Consider the following 17012-nt stretch of genomic DNA (forward strand, 5'->3'; position numbering starts at 1 on the left):
TTGGCCTTGTCCTGCTCGCTCAGGTCACGCCAGGTGCCCTCGTACCCGTAGTGGATGAGCGACCAGCCGTCCTTGGCGTAGTACGTCTCGTCGAATATCACCGCGTCGGGCTGCCCGAGCTTCCAGAACCGCAGGAATCCGGCCATCAGGGTGATCAGAATGCACGGCAGCCAGCCACCGCCGGTGTACGGGGTGGAGTCGGTGAAGTTGGGGACGAGGCGTTCGCGCAGGGAGATGCGGGGCCGGGGGCGGAACGAGAAACGCGCGAGTGTGCGCGACCACGCGTCCGCCTCCGGCGGTGCGGGCGCGGCCCCGCCGCCCCCTTCCGGGGTGCGCTTGCGGGTGGGTTTGTCGGTCGCCACGTCGCTCGTCACGCGGTCATCGTATTGACCGCGAGGCGGTGCGGTGCCCACCACGGGGGAGGATGGTGCCGTGGAACATGAACCCAGCGGTGTCCTCGTGCTTGCCGGTACTCCGATCGGCGAGGTCGGCGACGCGCCTCCCCGGCTGTCCGCGGAGCTCGCCGCCGCCGATGTCGTCGCGGCCGAGGACACCCGCCGTCTGCGCAGGCTCACGAACGCGCTGGGCGTCGAGGTCCCCGGGCGGGTGGTCTCCTATTTCGAGGGCAACGAGTCGGCGCGTACGCCCGAATTGGTGCGCGATCTGCTCGGCGGCGCGCGTGTCCTGCTGGTCACCGACGCCGGGATGCCGTCGGTCTCCGACCCCGGCTACCGCCTCGTCGAGGCCGCCGTGGCGGAAGGTGTGCGGGTGACGGCCGTGCCCGGCCCGTCCGCCGTGCTGACCGCCCTGGCGCTGTCCGGCCTCCCGGTCGACCGGTTCTGCTTCGAGGGCTTCCTGCCCCGCAAACCGGGCGAGCGGGCCGGCCGTCTGCGCGACGTGGCCGCCGAGCCGCGCACGATGGTCTTCTTCGAGGCACCGCACCGCGTCGCCGACTCCCTCGCGGCGATGGCCGAGGCCTTCGGCGGCGAGCGGCGCGCTGCCGTCTGCCGCGAGCTGACCAAGACGTACGAGGAGGTACGCCGCGGCCCGCTCGCCGAACTCGCCGCCTGGGCCGCCGCCGGCGTACGCGGCGAGATCACCGTCGTCGTGGAGGGCGCGCCGCCCGCGAAGCCGTCCGATCTGGGCCCCGACGAGCTGGCCGCCCTCGTGGCCCGCCGGGAGGACGCCGGCCAGCACCGCAAGGAGGCGATCGCCGAGGTCGCCGCCGAACTCGGGCTGCCCAAGCGCGAGGTCTTCGACGCGGTGGTGGCCGCGAAGCGCAAGGGCTGAGCCCCGGCCGCCCGCTTGCGGGGACGCGCGTCAAGCGCGGGCAACGGGTCGGTAGCACAATGGGAGTGTTCGGCCCAAGCAGGCCCCAACTTCTTCATTCTCCTCACTAGAAGATGCCAAGGCCGCGTAACCACTGGTGCGCGGGGCCGCACCGGGGGCATTTCCTGGGAGTCCGGGCCGAGGAACCACCGAACCGTCGGTGGGAAGGCCGCGCGAGGAGGTCGCCATGAACCAATCGACCATCGTGCACGAGGCGTACTCGTTCGTGTGTCTTGGCTGCGGCCACGGCTGGGAGCGCGCGTACGAGATCCACCACGTCACCGACCTGCAGGGCAAGCAGGTCTGCCACTACTACCACGACGGCAACCGCGTACCGTCGCCGTTCAGTCGCCCCAGCTGCGAGCACTGCGAAGGCGCTCGCCTGCGGATCCTGCCCGCGGGCCGGGTCGCGTCCGCGGCGGCGCCCCCGCCTCGGCCGTCGTCCGGCCGACACCACTGGCATCTGCTGCGCCTGTCCCGCCGCTGAGCCACCGCCGACCTGCGGGGCGGCCCACCCCGGGACGGCCGGGTGGGCCGCCCCGCCGATACTCGGGGGCGACCCACCCGCCGCGGGCCGTAGGATTTCCGGCATGGCGGCCACTGGATCCACTGATCTCTCCACGACCCCGGGCGGACACGCGGGCGGCAAGGCGTTCTACGTCACCACCCCGATCTACTACGTCAACGACGCCCCGCACCTCGGCCACGCCTACACGACCGTCGCCGGCGACGTGCTCACCCGCTGGCACCGCCAGCGCGGCGAGAAGGTGTGGTACCTGACCGGCACCGACGAGCACGGCCAGAAGGTCATGCGCACCGCCCTGGCGAACGGCCTGACGCCGCAGGAGTGGTGCGACCGGCTCGTCGAGTCGGCGTGGAAGCCGCTGTGGAAGCACCTCGAGATCGCCAACGACGACTTCATCCGCACGACCGAGCCGCGGCACGCGCAGCGCGTGCAGGAGTTCTGGCAGAACCTGTACGACAACGGCGAGGTCTACAAGGGCTCGTACGAAGGCCCGTACTGCGTCGGCTGCGAGGAGTTCAAACTCCCCGGCGACCTCGTCGACGGCACCGGGGAGTACGAGGGCCAGAAGCTCTGCCCGATCCACGGCCGCCCGGTGGAGATGCTGTCGGAGGACAACTACTTCTTCCGGATGTCCGCGTACACCGACAAGCTCCTCGCGTTCTACGAGGCCAACCCGGACTTCATCCAGCCGGCCTCGGCGCGCAACGAGGTGCTGAAGTTCGTGCAGCAGGGCCTTCAGGACCTGTCGATCTCGCGTTCGACGTTCGACTGGGGCATCCCGATCCCGTGGGACTCCGGGCACGTCCTGTACGTCTGGATCGACGCCCTGCTCAACTACGCCTCCGCCGTCGGCTACGGCACCGACCAGGCCAAGTTCGGCGAGACGTGGCCCGCGGACGTGCACATCGTGGGCAAGGACATCCTGCGCTTCCACGCGGTCATCTGGCCCGCGATGCTGATGGCGGCCGGGCTGCCGCTGCCGCACAAGGTGTTCGCGCACGGCTGGCTGCTGGTCGGCGGCGAGAAGATGAGCAAGTCGAAGCTGACCGGCATCTCGCCGCAGCAGCTCACCGACCACTTCGGCGTCGACGCGTACCGGTACTACTTCATGCGCGCGATCCCGTTCGGCCAGGACGGGTCGTTCTCGTGGGAGGACTTCTCGGCGCGCTACACGTCCGAACTCGCCAACGACTTCGGCAACCTCGCATCGCGCGTCGCCGCGATGGTCGGCAAGTACTTCGGCGGCACGCTGCCCGCGGCAACCGCGGCCGGCGCACCGGAGAGCGCGCTGCACGAGGCGCTGGCGGAGACGGTGAAGACGTCGGACGCCAAGGTCGAGCAACTGGACTTCCAGGGCGCGCTGGACGACGTCTTCGCGTACGTCAAGCAGGTCAACGGCTACCTGACCGAGCAGGAGCCCTGGAAGGTCGCCAAGGACACCTCTCCCGAGGGCCAGGCCCGCCTGGCGACGATCCTCTACTCGGCGGCCGAGTCGCTGCGGGCGCTCGCCGTCCTGCTCAACCCGGTCATGCCGGCGACCGCCGAGAAGTTGTGGGTCTCGCTCGGTGCCGAGGCGCACCTCGGCGCGCTGGCCGACCAGAAGCTCCTGGACGCGGGCAACTGGGGCCTGCTGCCCGCCGGTGCCACGGTCACCAAGGGCGACATCCTCTTCCCGCGCCTGGAAGAGAAGCGCGACGAGCAGAAGGACAGCTGACCCGATGGGCAAGCGCACACGCCGCGACGGCGGGCCGGGGGACACCACCCCGCCCCCCGCACCCCCGTCGCTGCGGGTGCCCGTCTGGGACGCGCACACGCACCTGGACCTGCAAGAAGGCGACATCGGCTCGGCCCTCGCCGCGGCCGCCGCGGTCGGGATCTCGACGCTCGTCCAGGTGGGCATCGACGTGCCGTCGTCCAAGTGGGCGGCCGAGGCCGCGCTCGACAACCCGCGCGTGCACGCCACCGTCGCCCTTCATCCGAACGAGGCACCCCGGCTTGTGCACGGGGACCCGGACGGCTGGTCCGGGCAGCGCCGCGAGCCCGGCGGCATGGCGGCCCTCGACGCCGCGATCGCGGAAATCGACGAACTGGCCGCGCTGCCCCAGGTACGCGGCATCGGCGAGACCGGCCTCGACTACTTCCGCACCGGCCCCGAGGGCACCGAGGCGCAGCAGGAGTCCTTCCGCCGCCACATCGCGATCGCGAAGCGGCACGGCAAGGCCCTGGTCATCCACGACCGGGAGGCGCACGACGACGTCCTGCGCATCCTCGTGGAGGAAGGCGCCCCGGAGACCGTGGTGTTCCACTGCTTCTCGGGCGACGCCGAGATGGCCAAGACCTGCGCCGAGCGCGGCTACGTCATGTCCTTCGCCGGCAACGTGACCTACCCCAGTGCGCAACCCCTGCGCGACGCGGTGGCCGTGGCGCCGCTGGACCTGCTGCTGGTCGAGACGGACGCGCCCTTCCTCACCCCGGCCCCGCACCGCGGCCGACCGAACGCGCCGTACCTCGTCCCGGTGACGGTGCGCGCGATGGCCGAGGTCAAGGGCGTCGACGAGGACACGCTGTGCGCGGCCCTCGCCGCCAACGCCGAACGGGTTTTCGGCACGGGCTGACCGGTCGGGCCCGGTTCACCCGTACGCGGTGGAACGGCAGTTGGGCATCGGCAACCTGTTACAGTCCCTGCTCGGTCGACTGGCACCGGTCGACCTGCACCGGCCGCACGTCGGCCTGTGGGCCGACCGGCAGGTGAGGGAGCCACCCTTTTGAGTCGTTCCGCCGAGCGCGGGCGTAGGCGCGGGAAAGCGCCCCGCCGCGGGTTCTCGCCGCGCATGCTGGTGCCCCAACTGCTGGTCGTGGCCGTGCTGGTGGGCGGCACCACGGCATTCGTGCAGTACGACAAGACGGTCACGATCGTCGTCGACGGCGAGAAGCGCCGCGTGCACACGTTCGCCTCGAACGTCGGCCAGGTCCTCGACCGCGAGCAGATCGACATAGGGGAGCACGACGTCGTCGCACCCGGCCGCAACGCCGACCTCGACGACGGCGACCAGGTCGCGATCCGGTACGGCCGCCTGCTGAACCTGACTCTGGACGGCCGCCCGCAGCAGGTGTGGGTGACCGCCATGTCGGTCGCCGAGGCGATGGACCAGCTCAAGGTGCGCACCGACGGCGCGTACCTGTCGGTGCCGCATGACGCGCCCATCGGCCGCGAGGGCCTTGCCGTCGACGTGCGCACCGAGCGGGGCGTGACCTTCATGGTCGACGGCCGTCAGATCCCGGTGCGCACGAACGCCGCGTCCCTGGGTGAGGTGCTGCGGCAGGCCCAGATCGCCATAGGGCCGCAGGACCGCATAAGCGTTCCCACCGACACCTACCCCACCGAGGGCATGACGGTGTCGGTCCTGCGCGTCACCGGCACGACGGTCGTGAAGGACGAGCGCATCCCCTTCGAGACCAGGAAGCAGGACGACCCCACGCAGTTCAAGGGCAACGAGTCGGTCGAGACCAAGGGCGCCGCCGGCATCAAGAGGGTGACGTGGGCGTACGAGACCGTCGACGGCGTCAAGCAGAACCCGCGCAAGGTGTCGGAGGAGATCGTCAAGGCCCCGGTGCACCAGATCGTCAAGGTCGGCACCAAGCCGCTGCCCACCTCGGTGGCCGGCGCCGACGGACTCAACTGGACCGCGCTTGCGAAGTGCGAGGCGGGCGGCCGTCCGACGGCCGTCGACGCGTCCGGGACCTACCACGGGCTGTACCAGTTCGACGCGCGCACCTGGCAGTCGATGGGCGGGACGGGGGTCGCGAGCACGGCGCCCGCGGCGGAGCAGACGTACCGCGCCAAGCTGCTGTTCGTGAAGCGGGGCGCGAGTCCGTGGCCCGTCTGCGGCCGTAAGCTGTATACGTGAGTGATCGTCCCGCGGGACCCGGTCTCCTCGGTCCCGCGGACATCCGCGAGCTGGCCGGGGCACTGGGCGTCCGGCCCACCAAGCAGCTCGGCCAGAACTTCGTCATCGACGCCAACACCGTGCGGCGCATCGTCCGCACCGCCGAGGTGCGCCCCGACGACGTCGTGGTGGAGATCGGCCCCGGCCTCGGCTCGCTGACCCTGGCCCTGCTGGAGGCCGCGGACCGCGTCGTCGCGGTCGAGATCGACCCCGTGCTCGCCCGGCACCTGCCGACCACGGTCGAGGCGCGCATGCCCGAACGCGCCGACCGGTTCGCGCTCGTGCACGCCGACGCGATGACCGTCACGGAGCTGCCCGGCCCGCCGCCGACCGCACTCGTGGCGAACCTGCCCTACAACGTCTCCGTCCCCGTCCTGCTGCACATGCTCCAGACCTTCCCGAGCATCGAACGCACGCTGGTGATGGTGCAGTCCGAGGTCGCCGACCGCCTCGCCGCCCGCCCCGGCGGCAAGGTGTACGGCGTCCCGTCGGTCAAGGCCGCGTGGTACGCCGACGTCAAGCGCGCGGGCGCGATCGGCCGCAACGTCTTCTGGCCCGCCCCCAACGTCGACTCCGGCCTCGTCTCGCTGGTCCGCCGCGAACCGCCCGCGACCACCGCCACCCGCGAGGAGGTATTCGCCGTCGTGGACGCCGCGTTCGCGCAGCGCCGCAAGACGCTCCGCGCCGCACTCGCGGGCTGGGCGGGCTCGCCGGCCGCGGCCGAAGAGGCGCTGGTGGCCGCGGGGGTGGACCCCAAGGCGCGCGGCGAGGCGCTCGACGTCGGGCAGTTCACACGCATCGCGGAGGCGGGGACGCGGTCCCGGCCCGGCGGCCCACCCCCCGCGTAACCACCTCCTCACGGGCCGTACGATCGACGCGACCCGCATCCGAGAACGAGGGGCACCCGCACTCGTGGCTTCCGTGACCGTCCAGGTTCCCGCCAAAGTCAACCTCCAGCTCGCCGTGGGGGCGGTCCGGCCGGACGGGTACCACGAGCTGGTGTCGGTGTTCCACGCCGTGTCGCTCTTCGACGAGGTGACCGTCACCCGCGCCGACACCCTCACGGTGACCGTCGAGGGCGAGGGTACCGACGACGTCCCGCTGGACCGCACCAACCTCGCCGCGCGCGCCGTCGAACTGCTGGCCGACCGCCTCGGCACGTCCCCCGACCTGCACGTGCACATCCGCAAGGGCATCCCGGTCGCGGGCGGCATGGCCGGCGGCAGCGCCGACGCCGCCGCCACCCTGCTGGCCTGCGACACCCTGTGGCGCGGCAACACGCCCCGCGAGATGCTGCGCCGGCTCGGTGCGGAACTGGGCAGCGACGTGCCGTTCAGCGACCTCGGCGGCACCGCGATCGGCACCGGCCGGGGCGAGCGCCTGGCCGCGGTGCCCTCGGTCGGCCGCTTCCACTGGGTTTTCGCGCTCGCCGACGGCGGCCTGTCGACCCCGGCGGTCTACGGCGAGTGCGACCGGCTGCGGGCGGTCGCGGGGGCGGACGTACCGGATCCGGCGCCGCACGAGGGGCTGATCGCGGCGCTGCGCGCGGGCGATGCGGCCGCGCTGGGCGCGAGCATGGCGAACGACCTCCAGGAGGCCGCCCTGTCGCTGCGTCCGGCGCTGCGCGCGACGCTGGCGGCGGGCACCGCGGCCGGGGCGCTGGGTGCGCTGGTCTCCGGCTCCGGGCCCACCTGCGCGTTCCTCGCGGCCGACGAGGTCGGCGCACACGCGGTCGCCCGGGCGTTGGAGGCGTCGGGCACGTGCCGCACGACGAGAGTGGCGTACGGTCCGGTGGGCGGCGCCCGCGTCCTGCCGCGCCTGCGCAACGCGGAGAGCGCACCAGGCGTGCTCTGAGCGCATTGGGCGTGCTCTGTGCGTGCTTTGGCGTACCGGGCGTGGTCTGAGCGCACCCGGGCGTGCTCTGCGCGCACCGGCCGAACCCGCTGTCACCCGAACCGCTGTCACCCGACCCGTAGAATCGGGTGTTTCCCGTCCCCCCAGAAGGTCGTGCTGTGGCGAACCTGGTCAACCTCGAGTCCGTCAGCAAGGCGTACGTCATGCGTACGCTGCTCGACGGCGTCTCCCTCGGCGTCGGTGAGGGCGACCGCATCGGCGTGGTCGGCCGCAACGGCGACGGCAAGACGACGCTGATCAGGGCGATGGCCCAGAAGGAGCCCGTCGACTCCGGGCGCGTCACGCACATCACCGGTCTGAGCCTGGGGATCCTGAGCCAGCAGGACGACCTGGACCCCGGCGCGACCGTGCGGCACGAGATCGTCGGCGACCGGCCCGACCACGACTGGGCGGGCGACGCACGCATCCGCGACGTCATCACCGGCCTGTTCGGCGGCCTGGACATGCCGGGCTTCCCGCAGGGCATGGACACCGTGATCGGGCCGCTGTCGGGCGGCGAGCGCCGCCGCATCGCGCTGGCCAAGCTGCTGATCGGCGAGCACGACCTGATCATCCTGGACGAGCCCACCAACCACCTCGACATCGAGGGCATCTCGTGGCTGGCCGGGCACCTGAAGGCGCGGCGCTCGGCGCTGGTCGTCGTGACGCACGACCGCTGGTTCCTCGACGAGGTCTGCACGCGCACGTGGGACGTGCAGGCGGGGCGGGTGCACGACTACGAGGGCGGCTACTCGGCGTACGTCCTGGCGCGCGCAGAGCGCGAGCGGATCGCCGCGACCGAGGAAGTCAAGCGGCAGAACCTGATCCGCAAGGAACTGGCCTGGCTGCGCCGCGGCGCCCCGGCACGCACCAGCAAGCCCAAATTCCGCATCGAGGCCGCCAACGAGCTGATCGCCGACGAGCCGCCGCCGCGCGACCGCTCCGAGCTGATGCGGTTCGCGAACGCCCGGCTCGGCAAGACGGTGTTCGAGCTCAAGGACGTCACCGTGCAGGCCGGGCCCAAGACGCTGGTCGAGCACCTGACGTGGAACCTCGGCCCCGGCGACCGCATCGCCCTGGTCGGGGTCAACGGCGCGGGCAAGACGTCGCTCATGCGGGCGATGGCGGAGGCCGCATACGAGGAGAAGGAGCCCGCGGCCGGGCGGGTCGTGGTGGGCAAGACGGTGCGGCTGGCGTACCTGTCGCAGGAGGTCGCCGAACTCGACGCCACGTGGCGCGTGCTGGAGGCGGTGCAGCGCGTGCGCGAGCGCGTCGACCTCGGCAAGGGCCGCGAGTTGACCGCGGGCCAGCTGTGCGAGCAGTTCGGGTTCACCGGCGAGAAGCAGTGGACGCCGGTCGGCGACCTGTCCGGCGGCGAGCGCCGCCGGCTGCAACTGCTGCGCCTGCTCATGGACGAGCCGAACGTGCTGTTCATGGACGAGCCGACCAACGACCTCGACATCGAGACACTGACCCAACTCGAAGACGTGCTGGACGGTTGGCCCGGATCACTCGTCGTGGTCAGCCACGACCGGTACTTCGTCGAGCGCACCACCGACACCGTGTGGGCCCTCCTCGGCGACCGTACGCTCCGCATGCTGCCCGGGGGCGTCGACGAGTACCTGGCGCGCCGCCGGGCCGCGGTGGAGGCCGCGGTGCCGTCCGCCGCGGTGCGGCAGCGCACCGGCGACACCCGTGCGGCCAAGAAGGAACTCCAGAAGATCGACCGCCAGTTGGCCAAGCTCGGCGAGCGCGAGGAGAAGCTGCACGCCGCCATGGCCGAACACGCGACCGACTTCGGGAAGGTCGCCGACCTGGACGCCGAACTGCGCGCCGTCGCCGCCGAGCGCGACGATCTGGAGTCCCGGTGGCTTGAACTCGCCGAGGAGGCGGGGGAGTAGGCAGGTGTCGGTGCCGAGCGCGGCCCGCGCGGGTTGCTAGTGCTGTGACCGGAAAGGTTCACCGGTTCTCGCCGCCCAGCACGGCGCCTCGCGGCGTTGCGGACCCTCGCGAGTACGACCGAGTACGAGCTTCGGGCCCGCGCCTTGCGATGCACCGCACTGAACGACGAGAACCGGCAAACCTTCCCGGCCACAGCACTAGACGCGCTGTTGGACGTGGTGCCGGACGGTGCCGAGCGCGGTGCCGAGCGGGCTGTCGGACGTGGTGCCGAACATGGTGCCGAGCGCGCTGTTGGACGTGGTGCCGAGCGCCGTACCTAAAGTGGCGAGAGCGTGCGGTTGGACGCGGTGCCGGTCTGGTGCTGAACGTGCTGCTCGACGCGGTGTCGAACTGCTGCTGGACGTGGTGCGAACGGGCTGTCGGACGCGGGGCCGAACGGTGTCGAACCTACTGTTGGACGCGGGGCCGGACGCGTTGTCGGACGTGGTGCCGAGCTTGCTGTCGGACACGGTGCCGAAGGGGGCCGAGCGTGTTGTTCGACGCGGTGTCGAACGTCGTGGGGTCTTCGTCGGTTCGGGTGGTCGGCGGTGGCGGTTGGCACGTTGGGGTGGCGGCGAACGTTCCCGAGGTAAGGAAGGGTCGGGCGGGCGGAGCGGCGGTTGTCCCAAAGAATCGCCCCAATTCCCCACGGGCACCGCATCGCACCCGTAGTCTGAACGGCGGTACCGGTGGGCGTTCCCGCGCCTGCCGGGGTTGTGGGGGCGGGAGGGGCAGTCGCGGGGACGACGCCTGAGCGGGCTCGGTGGGTGCGGATGGGGATTTTCACCCGCGGGTTCGGTGGCGTCGACTCGGCACGTGACCGGAAGCGTTCTGCCGACGGTGACGATGCCCCTGACTTTGGGGGGCTTGATGGGGTTGGAGACCACGTCGGCAAATGCGCTGCGCGCGGGCCTGCGCACCCTGGTCGTGGGGGCCGGGTCGGCCGGTAGCGCGCTCGCGCGGGATCTGCTGCGCACACCCGAGTTCGGGTTGTGCCCGGTGGGATTCCTCGACGACGATCCGCACAAGAAGGAGGTCCGTGTCGCCGGACCGCCCTGGGAGGAGCCCGGCCTGCCGGAGACCCTCCCGGTGCTCGGCGGCCTGAACGAACTGGTGGGTGTCAGCCTCGAATTCGGTGTCGAAGTCGTGGTGCTCGCCATCCCCGGGCTGCCGCCCGAGGACTTCCGCAAGGTCGCGGCCGACGCCTCGGCCGTCGGCGCGAGCGTGCGCTACCTGCCGTCCTTCCTCGTCGCGCTGCGGCGCGACGTGGTCGGCTCGGACATGCGTACGCTCGACGTCAACCGGCTGATCGGCCGTCAGGAACTGCACGTCGTCTCGGCGTCGGTACGCGAGGTCATCGCGGGCCGCCGCGTCCTGGTGACCGGGGCCGGCGGCTCGATCGGCAGCGAACTGTGCCGCCAGGTGTACGGGTTCGGCCCCAGCAAGATGTACATGCTGGACCACGACGAGTCGAACCTGCACCGGCTGCAACTCGACGTGTGGGGCGAGGCCCTGCTCGACGACGACACGCTCGTGATCGCGGACATTCGGGACCGTCCGCGCATCGAGCAGCTCTTCCGCGACCTCAAGCCCGAGGTCGTGTTCCACGCCGCCGCGCACAAGCACCTGCCGCTGCTCGAACGGCACCCGTGCGAGGCGGTCAAGTCCAACGTGCTCGGCACCGAGAACCTGGTGCGCGCGGCGCTGGACATCGGCGTGGAGCGGTTCATCCTCATATCCACCGACAAGGCCGCCGACCCGGTCTCGGTCCTCGGCGCGACGAAGCGGCTCGCCGAGCTGATCGTGCAGGCCAACACGCAGGCCCCCGGGGTCTTCGCGGGCGTGCGGTTCGGAAACGTGCTGGGCAGCCGGGGCTCGCTCCTGTCGGTGCTCGCCGAACAGGTGCGCGGCGGCGGCCCGGTCACCGTGACGCACCCGGACGTCACCCGCTTCTTCATGACCATCGAGGAAGCGGTCGGCCTGGTCCTGGAGGCCGGGCGGATGGCCCAGGGCGGCGAGATCTTCGTACTCGACATGGGCGATCCGGTGCGGATCGTCGATCTCGTCCACAAGTTCGTGGAACAGGTGAACCAGCCGCAGGTGGAGATCCGCTTCACCGGCCTGCGGCCCGGCGAGAAGTTGCACGAGGCGCTGTTCTCCCAGGCCGAGGAACGCCTGCCGACCGAACACCCGCGTGTCTACGCGACGGTGCCGCCGGTGGACTCCCTCGGCGCGGTGGTGCGCCTGCCCGATTTGTACGGCGCGGCCGCGGGCAACGACAACGAAGCCGTCCGGGTGCTGCTGACGGAGCTGCTGCCCGGGTACGCTTCCGCACCGTCCGAGGGAGCCGCGGCTTTCGCGGCGCCCTACCCGGACGACTTCTGAGCGATCCCGCGCAGGCGCCGCCGGACGCCTGGCTCAGGGGCTGTCGGCCGCCCGCTCCGTGGCGCGGACGGCCGACAGCCTCTGAGCCGAACCGCCGAGTGCCGGGCCCTTCCCGTCACTCGGCGGACCGGGCCGTCGTTCTTCACGGCATGACGACGCCGATGACCCCGACGACGCCGACAACCGCGCAAGCCCCGCCGGCGAACGCCGCCGCATCAGCCGCATATGCCGCGCCCGCCGCGACCCCGCAGGCCCGCCTAGCGGCCGAGAACATCCCGTACCACTCTGGCGCCGACCGCATTCGGCGGCAACTGGCGCTGATCCGGCCCGTCGTCGAACACACCGTCAAGCCGCTCACCGTGCTCGACCTCGGCTGCGGCGACGGGTACGCGACCGCGCGCATCGCCCAACTGCCGGGCCTGGCCGCGAGCCCGAGCCACCGGGTGATCGGGGTCGACCGGTCCGAGGCCGCCCTCGAGCGCGCCCGGGAACGCGGCGTGCAAACCGTACGCTCGTCACTCGACGCGGGCCGGCTGCCCTTTGCGGACGGCGAGGCGGACATCGTCGTCATGAACGAGATCGTCCAGCACCTCGCCGACCCCGGGGCCGCGGTGGCCGAGGCGTACCGCGTCCTCCGTCCGGGCGGCCACCTGTTCGTGTCCACGCCGAACCTGGCCGCGTGGTTCAACCGACTGCGGCTCCTCGCGGGCGTGCAGCCGGCGTTCTCCGAGGTCGCGCCGTCCGGCGTGCCCGGGCCACCGGACGACAACGCAGTCGGCCGGCCGCGGCTGTTCACCCGCCGCGCGCTCGTGGAGCTGCTGACCTCGGGTGGGTTCCGTGCGGTCCGGGTGACCGGCGCCGCGTCCGACGCGGTTCCGGCCCCCGGGCGGCCGCTGGACCGCCTGCTCACCCGGGTGCCGTCCGCGGCCGCGATCCTGCTGGCGCACGCGCGTACGCCGGCCCGGTTCAGCCGGAGAACTCCAGAAGCAGCGGGTGGTGCACCGAACGCCGGTCGCAGGGGCCCTGGAACACCACCCGGAAGTCGCCGAACTGCCGCCGTACCAGCATGAGCAGTTCGGAGTGCGGGTAGACGCCGCGCGCGCCGGACACCTCGACGTACAGGTAGTGCACGGTCATGCCGCCGAGGCACTTGAGCACTTCGAGCTCGTAGCCCTCGACGTCGATCTTGACGAGGTCGTACTCCTGGTTGCCGGTCACGGTCGAGGGGTCGCTGACGCTGCGCACCGCGAGGCTGCGCGGCGTTCCGACGGAGTCGACCTGGTCGGCGAGGACCGAACCGGTCGCGGAGCGCCCGGGGTCGAAGAACATCTCGTCGACCGGGCGCGGCGAGAGCGCGTACGGCCAGATGCGAACTCCCTTGAGCGCGGCGGTGTTCGTCTCCAACTGCGGGAGGATCAGCCCGTTCGGTTCGAACACGTCGACCTCGGCCTCGGGGGCGAAGTGCCGGAGCGTGACCGCGAACTGCCCGAGATTGCCGCCCACATCGAGGGCGGTGCGGACCCGGAAGCCCGGCCGCAAGTTGCCCAGCAGGTCGCGGCTCACCTCGCGCGGACAGGTCTGGAGGTTGAGCGGCGTCGCGATGTCGTCGAACGCGAACTCCTGGTCGAGGTAGCGGACGGTACGCCCCCGCCCCCGCGCGCACCGCGTGTACGACGCGACCATGTCGCCGTAGTAGCGCAGCTTGGCGCCGGTCGCCAGCTCCGAGCCCCACCAGGCCCGATTGCGCTGCCACAGACGCAGGTTCGTGGCGTAGCGGCGGTAGCGGGTCTCCGGTGCGCGCTCGTTGGCGTCGCGCGTCGTGCCCTGGGACGGCACCCGAGCCGCCGATGGCGAACCACCGCCCTCGGACGCGACGGAGGTGGCAGGGTCGGTCGGCTGATCCACGGCTCTCCTCGGGGGACGGCGTCAAACACCCTTCGCAGGGCGGACATACGGGGTAGGGCGGTAGGGCGGTGAGTACGGCGAGCGGGCAAGCGGTCGACGAACAAACGATCGAGCAAACTGCCGAACGAGCTGCCGAACGAGTTGCCGAACGAGCAAACGGACGAACAGCGGAACGAACGGGCCTGCGCCGCGGACGAACGGGGGAACGCGAGGTCAACGAATCAGGGCACCAGGTGGTCACTTCGTCGCTCGATCAGGGGAACATCCGGTCGCGCCGGAACGCGTCGCGGCCTCAAGGCGATGCCGCGCTGGTACATCTGGGCCCGTGCGCGTCTGCCTGTTCAACTGGAAGGGCCCCGGCCACCCCGCGTCGGGCGGGGCCGAGGTCTACACCCGCGAAGTGCTGCGCCGGTGGGCCGCGCGCGGCCACCAGGTCACGTGGTTCAGTGCGGCGCTGCCCGGACGCGCGGCCGAGGAGACCGACGTCGACGGCGTACGCCTCGTCCGTGCGGGCGGGCCGCTGGGCGTCCACCGCGCCGCGCGTGTCTGGTACCGCGAAGCTCTTGCGCGCGGTGAGCGCTTCGACCTGCTGATCGACGAGGTCAACACTCGGCCGTTGGGCTGCGCGCGATGGAGCGGGGGAGTGCCGACGGTCGCGCTCGTGCACCAGGTCGCGCGGGAGACCTGGAACTGCGAACTCCCCTGGCCCGTGGCGATGGTGGGCCGCCACGTGCTCGAACCGCGTTGGCTGCGCGCGTTGGCGGACGTTCCGGTGCTGACCGTCTCGCCGTCGAGCCGCAGGTCGCTGCGGGCGTACGGGCTTCGGCGCATCGAGTTGGTGCCGGAAGGCGTCGACACGCGCAATCGGCCGTCCGTGCCGCGCGAGGTACGCCCCACGCTGGTCCACGTCGGTCGGCTGTCCGCGGTCAAGCAGATCGACCAGCTGTTCGACGCCTTCACGCTGCTGAAGCGTGAGATCCCGACCACCCGGCTGTGGCTGGTCGGAGACGGCCCGGAGTACGCGCGGCTGCGCAGGATCGCGCCGCAGGGCGTCAACTTCCACGGCCGGGTCCCGGGTGCGGTACGCGACCAGCTCGTCGCCCGCGCGCACGCCCTGGTGTGCACCTCGATCCGCGAAGGGTGGGGCCGCGTCGTCGACGAGGCCGCCGCGATGGGCACCCCCGCGATCGGGTACGCCAACCCGGGCCTGCTCGACTCGATTCCCGCCGCGGGCGGAGTCCTCGTCAGCCCCGACCCGCGCTCGCTCGCGGTCGGACTCGTCGAACACCTGCCCGCCTGGGCCGAGGCGCCGTCCCCGGAAGGCTGGCGCGGCGGGGCCGTCCCGTGGGACGACGTCGCCGACGCGGTCTGGTCGGCTTGCGAGTCGGCCCTTCCGGCCTCGGTCGAGGACACGGCGGACCGCCCCGAATATGCGACCTGACCCGGAGGCGTGGGCAACATCTACGTGCTCGAACAGGCATTCGAAAACGTGAGCTATTGTTGACCTTATGTCCGTCTATCTCCAGGCGTCGCTCTTCGGGCAGGGCGACGACGCCCGGCTCGGCCCGACGCGGGGGATGCGCCGTACCGCCCTCGGCGAGGGGGCGTGGATCGACCTGCTCCCCGGCTGGCTCCGGGGCGCCGACGCACTGTTCGCCCGCCTCGCGGGGGAGGTCCCGTGGCGGGCCGAGCGGCGGCAGATGTACGACCGCGTCGTGGACGTCCCGCGCCTGCTCGCGTACTACGGCGCCGCCGACGACCTGCCCGACGCCGCGCTCGCCACGGCACGCGAAGCGCTGTCCGCGCACTACGCATCCGAGCTTCGCGAGCCCTTCCGCACCGTCGGCCTGTGCTTCTACCGCGACGGCCGGGACAGCGTCGCCTGGCACGGCGACCGGATCGGCCGCGGTGCCACCGAGGACACGATGGTCGCGATCGTCTCGCTGGGCGCGCCGCGCGACCTGCTGCTCAGGCCGAGGGGCGGCGGTGCCGGCCGGACCGTCCGACGACGGCTCGGCCACGGCGACCTGCTGGTGATGGGCGGGTCGTGCCAGCGGACCTGGGAGCACGCCGTCCCCAAGACCGCCCGCCCCACCGGCCCGCGCATAAGCGTCCAGTTCCGACCCCAGGGCGTGGCCTGACCCGGCTCGGCCACGGCTCGGACCCGCTCGGCCCCCGTTCGGAATCGCCCCGGCCCGGCTGCGACGCGGCTGGGATTCGGCTCGGCCCGGCCGGGACGCGCCTCAGCTGCGGCGGGCCCGGCGTTCCTCGGCCATGCCGCACAGCATGCCGCCGACCTCGACCGCCTTGAGGAGGACGAGGCCGACGGTGAGGGCCGGCGCCTTGGCGAGGCGTGCCGGCGAACCGACGAGCGACGTGCGTCCGAGCGGACGCCGCTGCTGACGCGGGAGCATCGCGTAGTCGTAGAAGTTGCGGCCGTAGTAGCGCTTCTTCGCGAACGCCCGGCCCAGCGAGACGCGCCCCTCGTCGTGGCCGACGGCGGACTTGAGGCGGCCGATCGTCCAGCCGTCGGCGGCGACCCGTTCGGAGAACTCCCAGTCCTCGCCCGCGTAACCCGACTCCTCGTATCCGCCGGCCAGTTCGACCGCGTCCCGGCGGAAGAAGCGGGCGCCCTCGGTGTCGGGGCCGCCCGCGGACAGGCGCTTCTCGTGGGCGCGGCAGCGGGCGAAGAACCCGGCCCCGAACGCGTATTCGGGCACGATGAGGCCGCCGAGGCCCGGGTCCTCGCAGAAGGCCGCGGACGCCTCCGACGCGGCCCCGGCGTCCAGGACCATGTCGCTGTCGAGGAACGCCACGACGCGCGCCCGCGCGGCCTGCCACCCGGCGTTCCGCTGCGCGCTGCGCTCGGGGCCGTGGGTCAGGACGCGGTCGGCCCAGCGCGCGGCGATCTGCGGCGTCCCGTCGGTCGACGCGTTGTCGACGACGATCACCTCGACCGCGACCCCGACCTGTGCGCGCAGACTCCGCAGGCACGCCTCCAACGTGCGCCCCGAATTGCGCGTGGGCACGACGAATGAGACCTCGGGCACCGCAACCGCCTTCCGTGATGACCGGCCGCTGAGACC

General features: G+C 72.0%; 15 protein-coding genes and 1 pseudogene. 12 read left to right on the forward strand and 4 right to left on the reverse strand.

What is annotated here, in order from left to right; translation table 11 throughout:
- Positions 1-374: pseudogene (locus ACWD12_RS19235) on the reverse strand (phospholipid carrier-dependent glycosyltransferase); the annotation flags it as partial.
- 58 nt (positions 375-432) lie between these two features.
- Here ACWD12_RS19235 and rsmI point away from each other — a divergent pair.
- From rsmI to ACWD12_RS19275, 8 genes are all read left to right on the forward strand, one after another.
- Positions 433-1290 carry a 16S rRNA (cytidine(1402)-2'-O)-methyltransferase gene (gene rsmI, locus ACWD12_RS19240; RefSeq protein ID WP_450100525.1) on the forward strand — a complete coding sequence of 286 codons (858 nt, stop codon included), beginning with the start codon at positions 433-435 and terminating at the stop codon, positions 1288-1290.
- 226 nt (positions 1291-1516) lie between these two features.
- Complete coding sequence (locus ACWD12_RS19245; protein WP_358355458.1) at positions 1517-1816, forward strand: hypothetical protein; 300 nt, start codon at positions 1517-1519, stop codon at positions 1814-1816.
- Between the two features lie 103 nt (positions 1817-1919).
- Positions 1920-3569: a methionine--tRNA ligase gene (metG, locus tag ACWD12_RS19250; protein WP_450100526.1), complete on the forward strand. Its 1650-nt coding sequence runs from the start codon at positions 1920-1922 to the stop codon at positions 3567-3569.
- Positions 3570-3573: 4 nt separating this feature from the next.
- Complete coding sequence (locus tag ACWD12_RS19255) at positions 3574-4470, forward strand: TatD family hydrolase (RefSeq protein WP_450100527.1); 897 nt, start codon at positions 3574-3576, stop codon at positions 4468-4470.
- 216 nt (positions 4471-4686) lie between these two features.
- Complete coding sequence (locus ACWD12_RS19260) at positions 4687-5763, forward strand: ubiquitin-like domain-containing protein (protein WP_450100528.1); 1077 nt, start codon at positions 4687-4689, stop codon at positions 5761-5763.
- The gene (gene rsmA, locus ACWD12_RS19265) at positions 5760-6650 is read left to right on the forward strand and encodes a 16S rRNA (adenine(1518)-N(6)/adenine(1519)-N(6))-dimethyltransferase RsmA (protein ID WP_450100529.1); all 891 of its coding nucleotides are present in this window, start codon (positions 5760-5762) and stop codon (positions 6648-6650) included. Before ACWD12_RS19260 ends, rsmA begins: the two co-directional genes overlap by 4 nt.
- A 64-nt stretch (positions 6651-6714) precedes the next feature.
- A complete protein-coding gene (locus ACWD12_RS19270; protein WP_450100530.1) occupies positions 6715-7656 on the forward strand; it encodes a 4-(cytidine 5'-diphospho)-2-C-methyl-D-erythritol kinase in 942 nt (313 codons plus the stop codon).
- A gap of 203 nt (positions 7657-7859) precedes the next feature.
- Positions 7860-9596, forward strand: coding sequence for an ABC-F family ATP-binding cassette domain-containing protein (locus ACWD12_RS19275; protein WP_450100697.1), 1737 nt, complete (start codon positions 7860-7862; stop codon positions 9594-9596).
- A 198-nt stretch (positions 9597-9794) separates the two neighbouring features.
- Here the strand turns inward: ACWD12_RS19275 and ACWD12_RS19280 are convergent, their stop codons facing one another.
- Entirely contained in the window at positions 9795-10106 is a 312-nt protein-coding gene (locus tag ACWD12_RS19280; RefSeq protein WP_450100531.1) for a hypothetical protein, read from the reverse strand.
- 346 nt (positions 10107-10452) lie between these two features.
- On the opposite strand from ACWD12_RS19280, the gene ACWD12_RS19285 reads away from it, so the two are divergent.
- Positions 10453-12021 (forward strand): polysaccharide biosynthesis protein, encoded by a 1569-nt coding sequence (locus tag ACWD12_RS19285; protein WP_450100532.1) that lies wholly within the window; start codon positions 10453-10455, stop codon positions 12019-12021.
- A 149-nt stretch (positions 12022-12170) separates the two neighbouring features.
- On the forward strand, positions 12171-13091 hold the full coding sequence (locus ACWD12_RS19290; protein ID WP_450100533.1) for a class I SAM-dependent methyltransferase: 921 nt from the start codon (positions 12171-12173) through the stop codon (positions 13089-13091).
- Here ACWD12_RS19290 and ACWD12_RS19295 read toward each other — a convergent pair.
- Positions 12988-13926: an FkbM family methyltransferase gene (locus ACWD12_RS19295; protein WP_450100534.1), complete on the reverse strand. Its 939-nt coding sequence runs from the start codon at positions 13924-13926 to the stop codon at positions 12988-12990. The genes ACWD12_RS19290 and ACWD12_RS19295 overlap by 104 nt on opposite strands.
- 325 nt (positions 13927-14251) lie before the next feature.
- Here ACWD12_RS19295 and ACWD12_RS19300 point away from each other — a divergent pair, with 325 nt between their 5' ends.
- Positions 14252-15367, forward strand: a complete 1116-nt coding sequence (locus ACWD12_RS19300; RefSeq protein ID WP_450100535.1) for a glycosyltransferase family 4 protein — start codon at positions 14252-14254, stop codon at positions 15365-15367.
- 67 nt (positions 15368-15434) lie between these two features.
- A complete protein-coding gene (locus tag ACWD12_RS19305) occupies positions 15435-16067 on the forward strand; it encodes an alpha-ketoglutarate-dependent dioxygenase AlkB (RefSeq protein ID WP_450100536.1) in 633 nt (210 codons plus the stop codon).
- A 102-nt stretch (positions 16068-16169) separates the two neighbouring features.
- Here ACWD12_RS19305 and ACWD12_RS19310 read toward each other — a convergent pair whose 3' ends face one another.
- Positions 16170-16976: a glycosyltransferase family 2 protein gene (locus ACWD12_RS19310; RefSeq protein ID WP_358355478.1), complete on the reverse strand. Its 807-nt coding sequence runs from the start codon at positions 16974-16976 to the stop codon at positions 16170-16172.
- Positions 16977-17012: the final 36 nt, after the last annotated feature.

This window comes from Streptodolium elevatio (assembly GCF_053592165.1).

What these genes read in the sequence shown, in the direction of transcription:
- ACWD12_RS19245 (WP_358355458.1), top strand. Translation starts at nt 1,517, where the DNA reads ATGAACCAATCGACCATCGTGCACGAGGCGTACTCGTTCGTGTGTCTT.
- metG (WP_450100526.1), top strand. Translation starts at nt 1,920, where the DNA reads ATGGCGGCCACTGGATCCACTGATCTCTCCACGACCCCGGGCGGACAC.
- ACWD12_RS19255 (WP_450100527.1), top strand. Translation starts at nt 3,574, where the DNA reads ATGGGCAAGCGCACACGCCGCGACGGCGGGCCGGGGGACACCACCCCG.
- ACWD12_RS19260 (WP_450100528.1), top strand. Translation starts at nt 4,687, where the DNA reads ATGCTGGTGCCCCAACTGCTGGTCGTGGCCGTGCTGGTGGGCGGCACC.
- ACWD12_RS19275 (WP_450100697.1), top strand. Translation starts at nt 7,860, where the DNA reads ATGCGTACGCTGCTCGACGGCGTCTCCCTCGGCGTCGGTGAGGGCGAC.
- ACWD12_RS19290 (WP_450100533.1), top strand. Translation starts at nt 12,171, where the DNA reads ATGACGACGCCGATGACCCCGACGACGCCGACAACCGCGCAAGCCCCG.
- ACWD12_RS19305 (WP_450100536.1), top strand. Translation starts at nt 15,435, where the DNA reads ATGTCCGTCTATCTCCAGGCGTCGCTCTTCGGGCAGGGCGACGACGCC.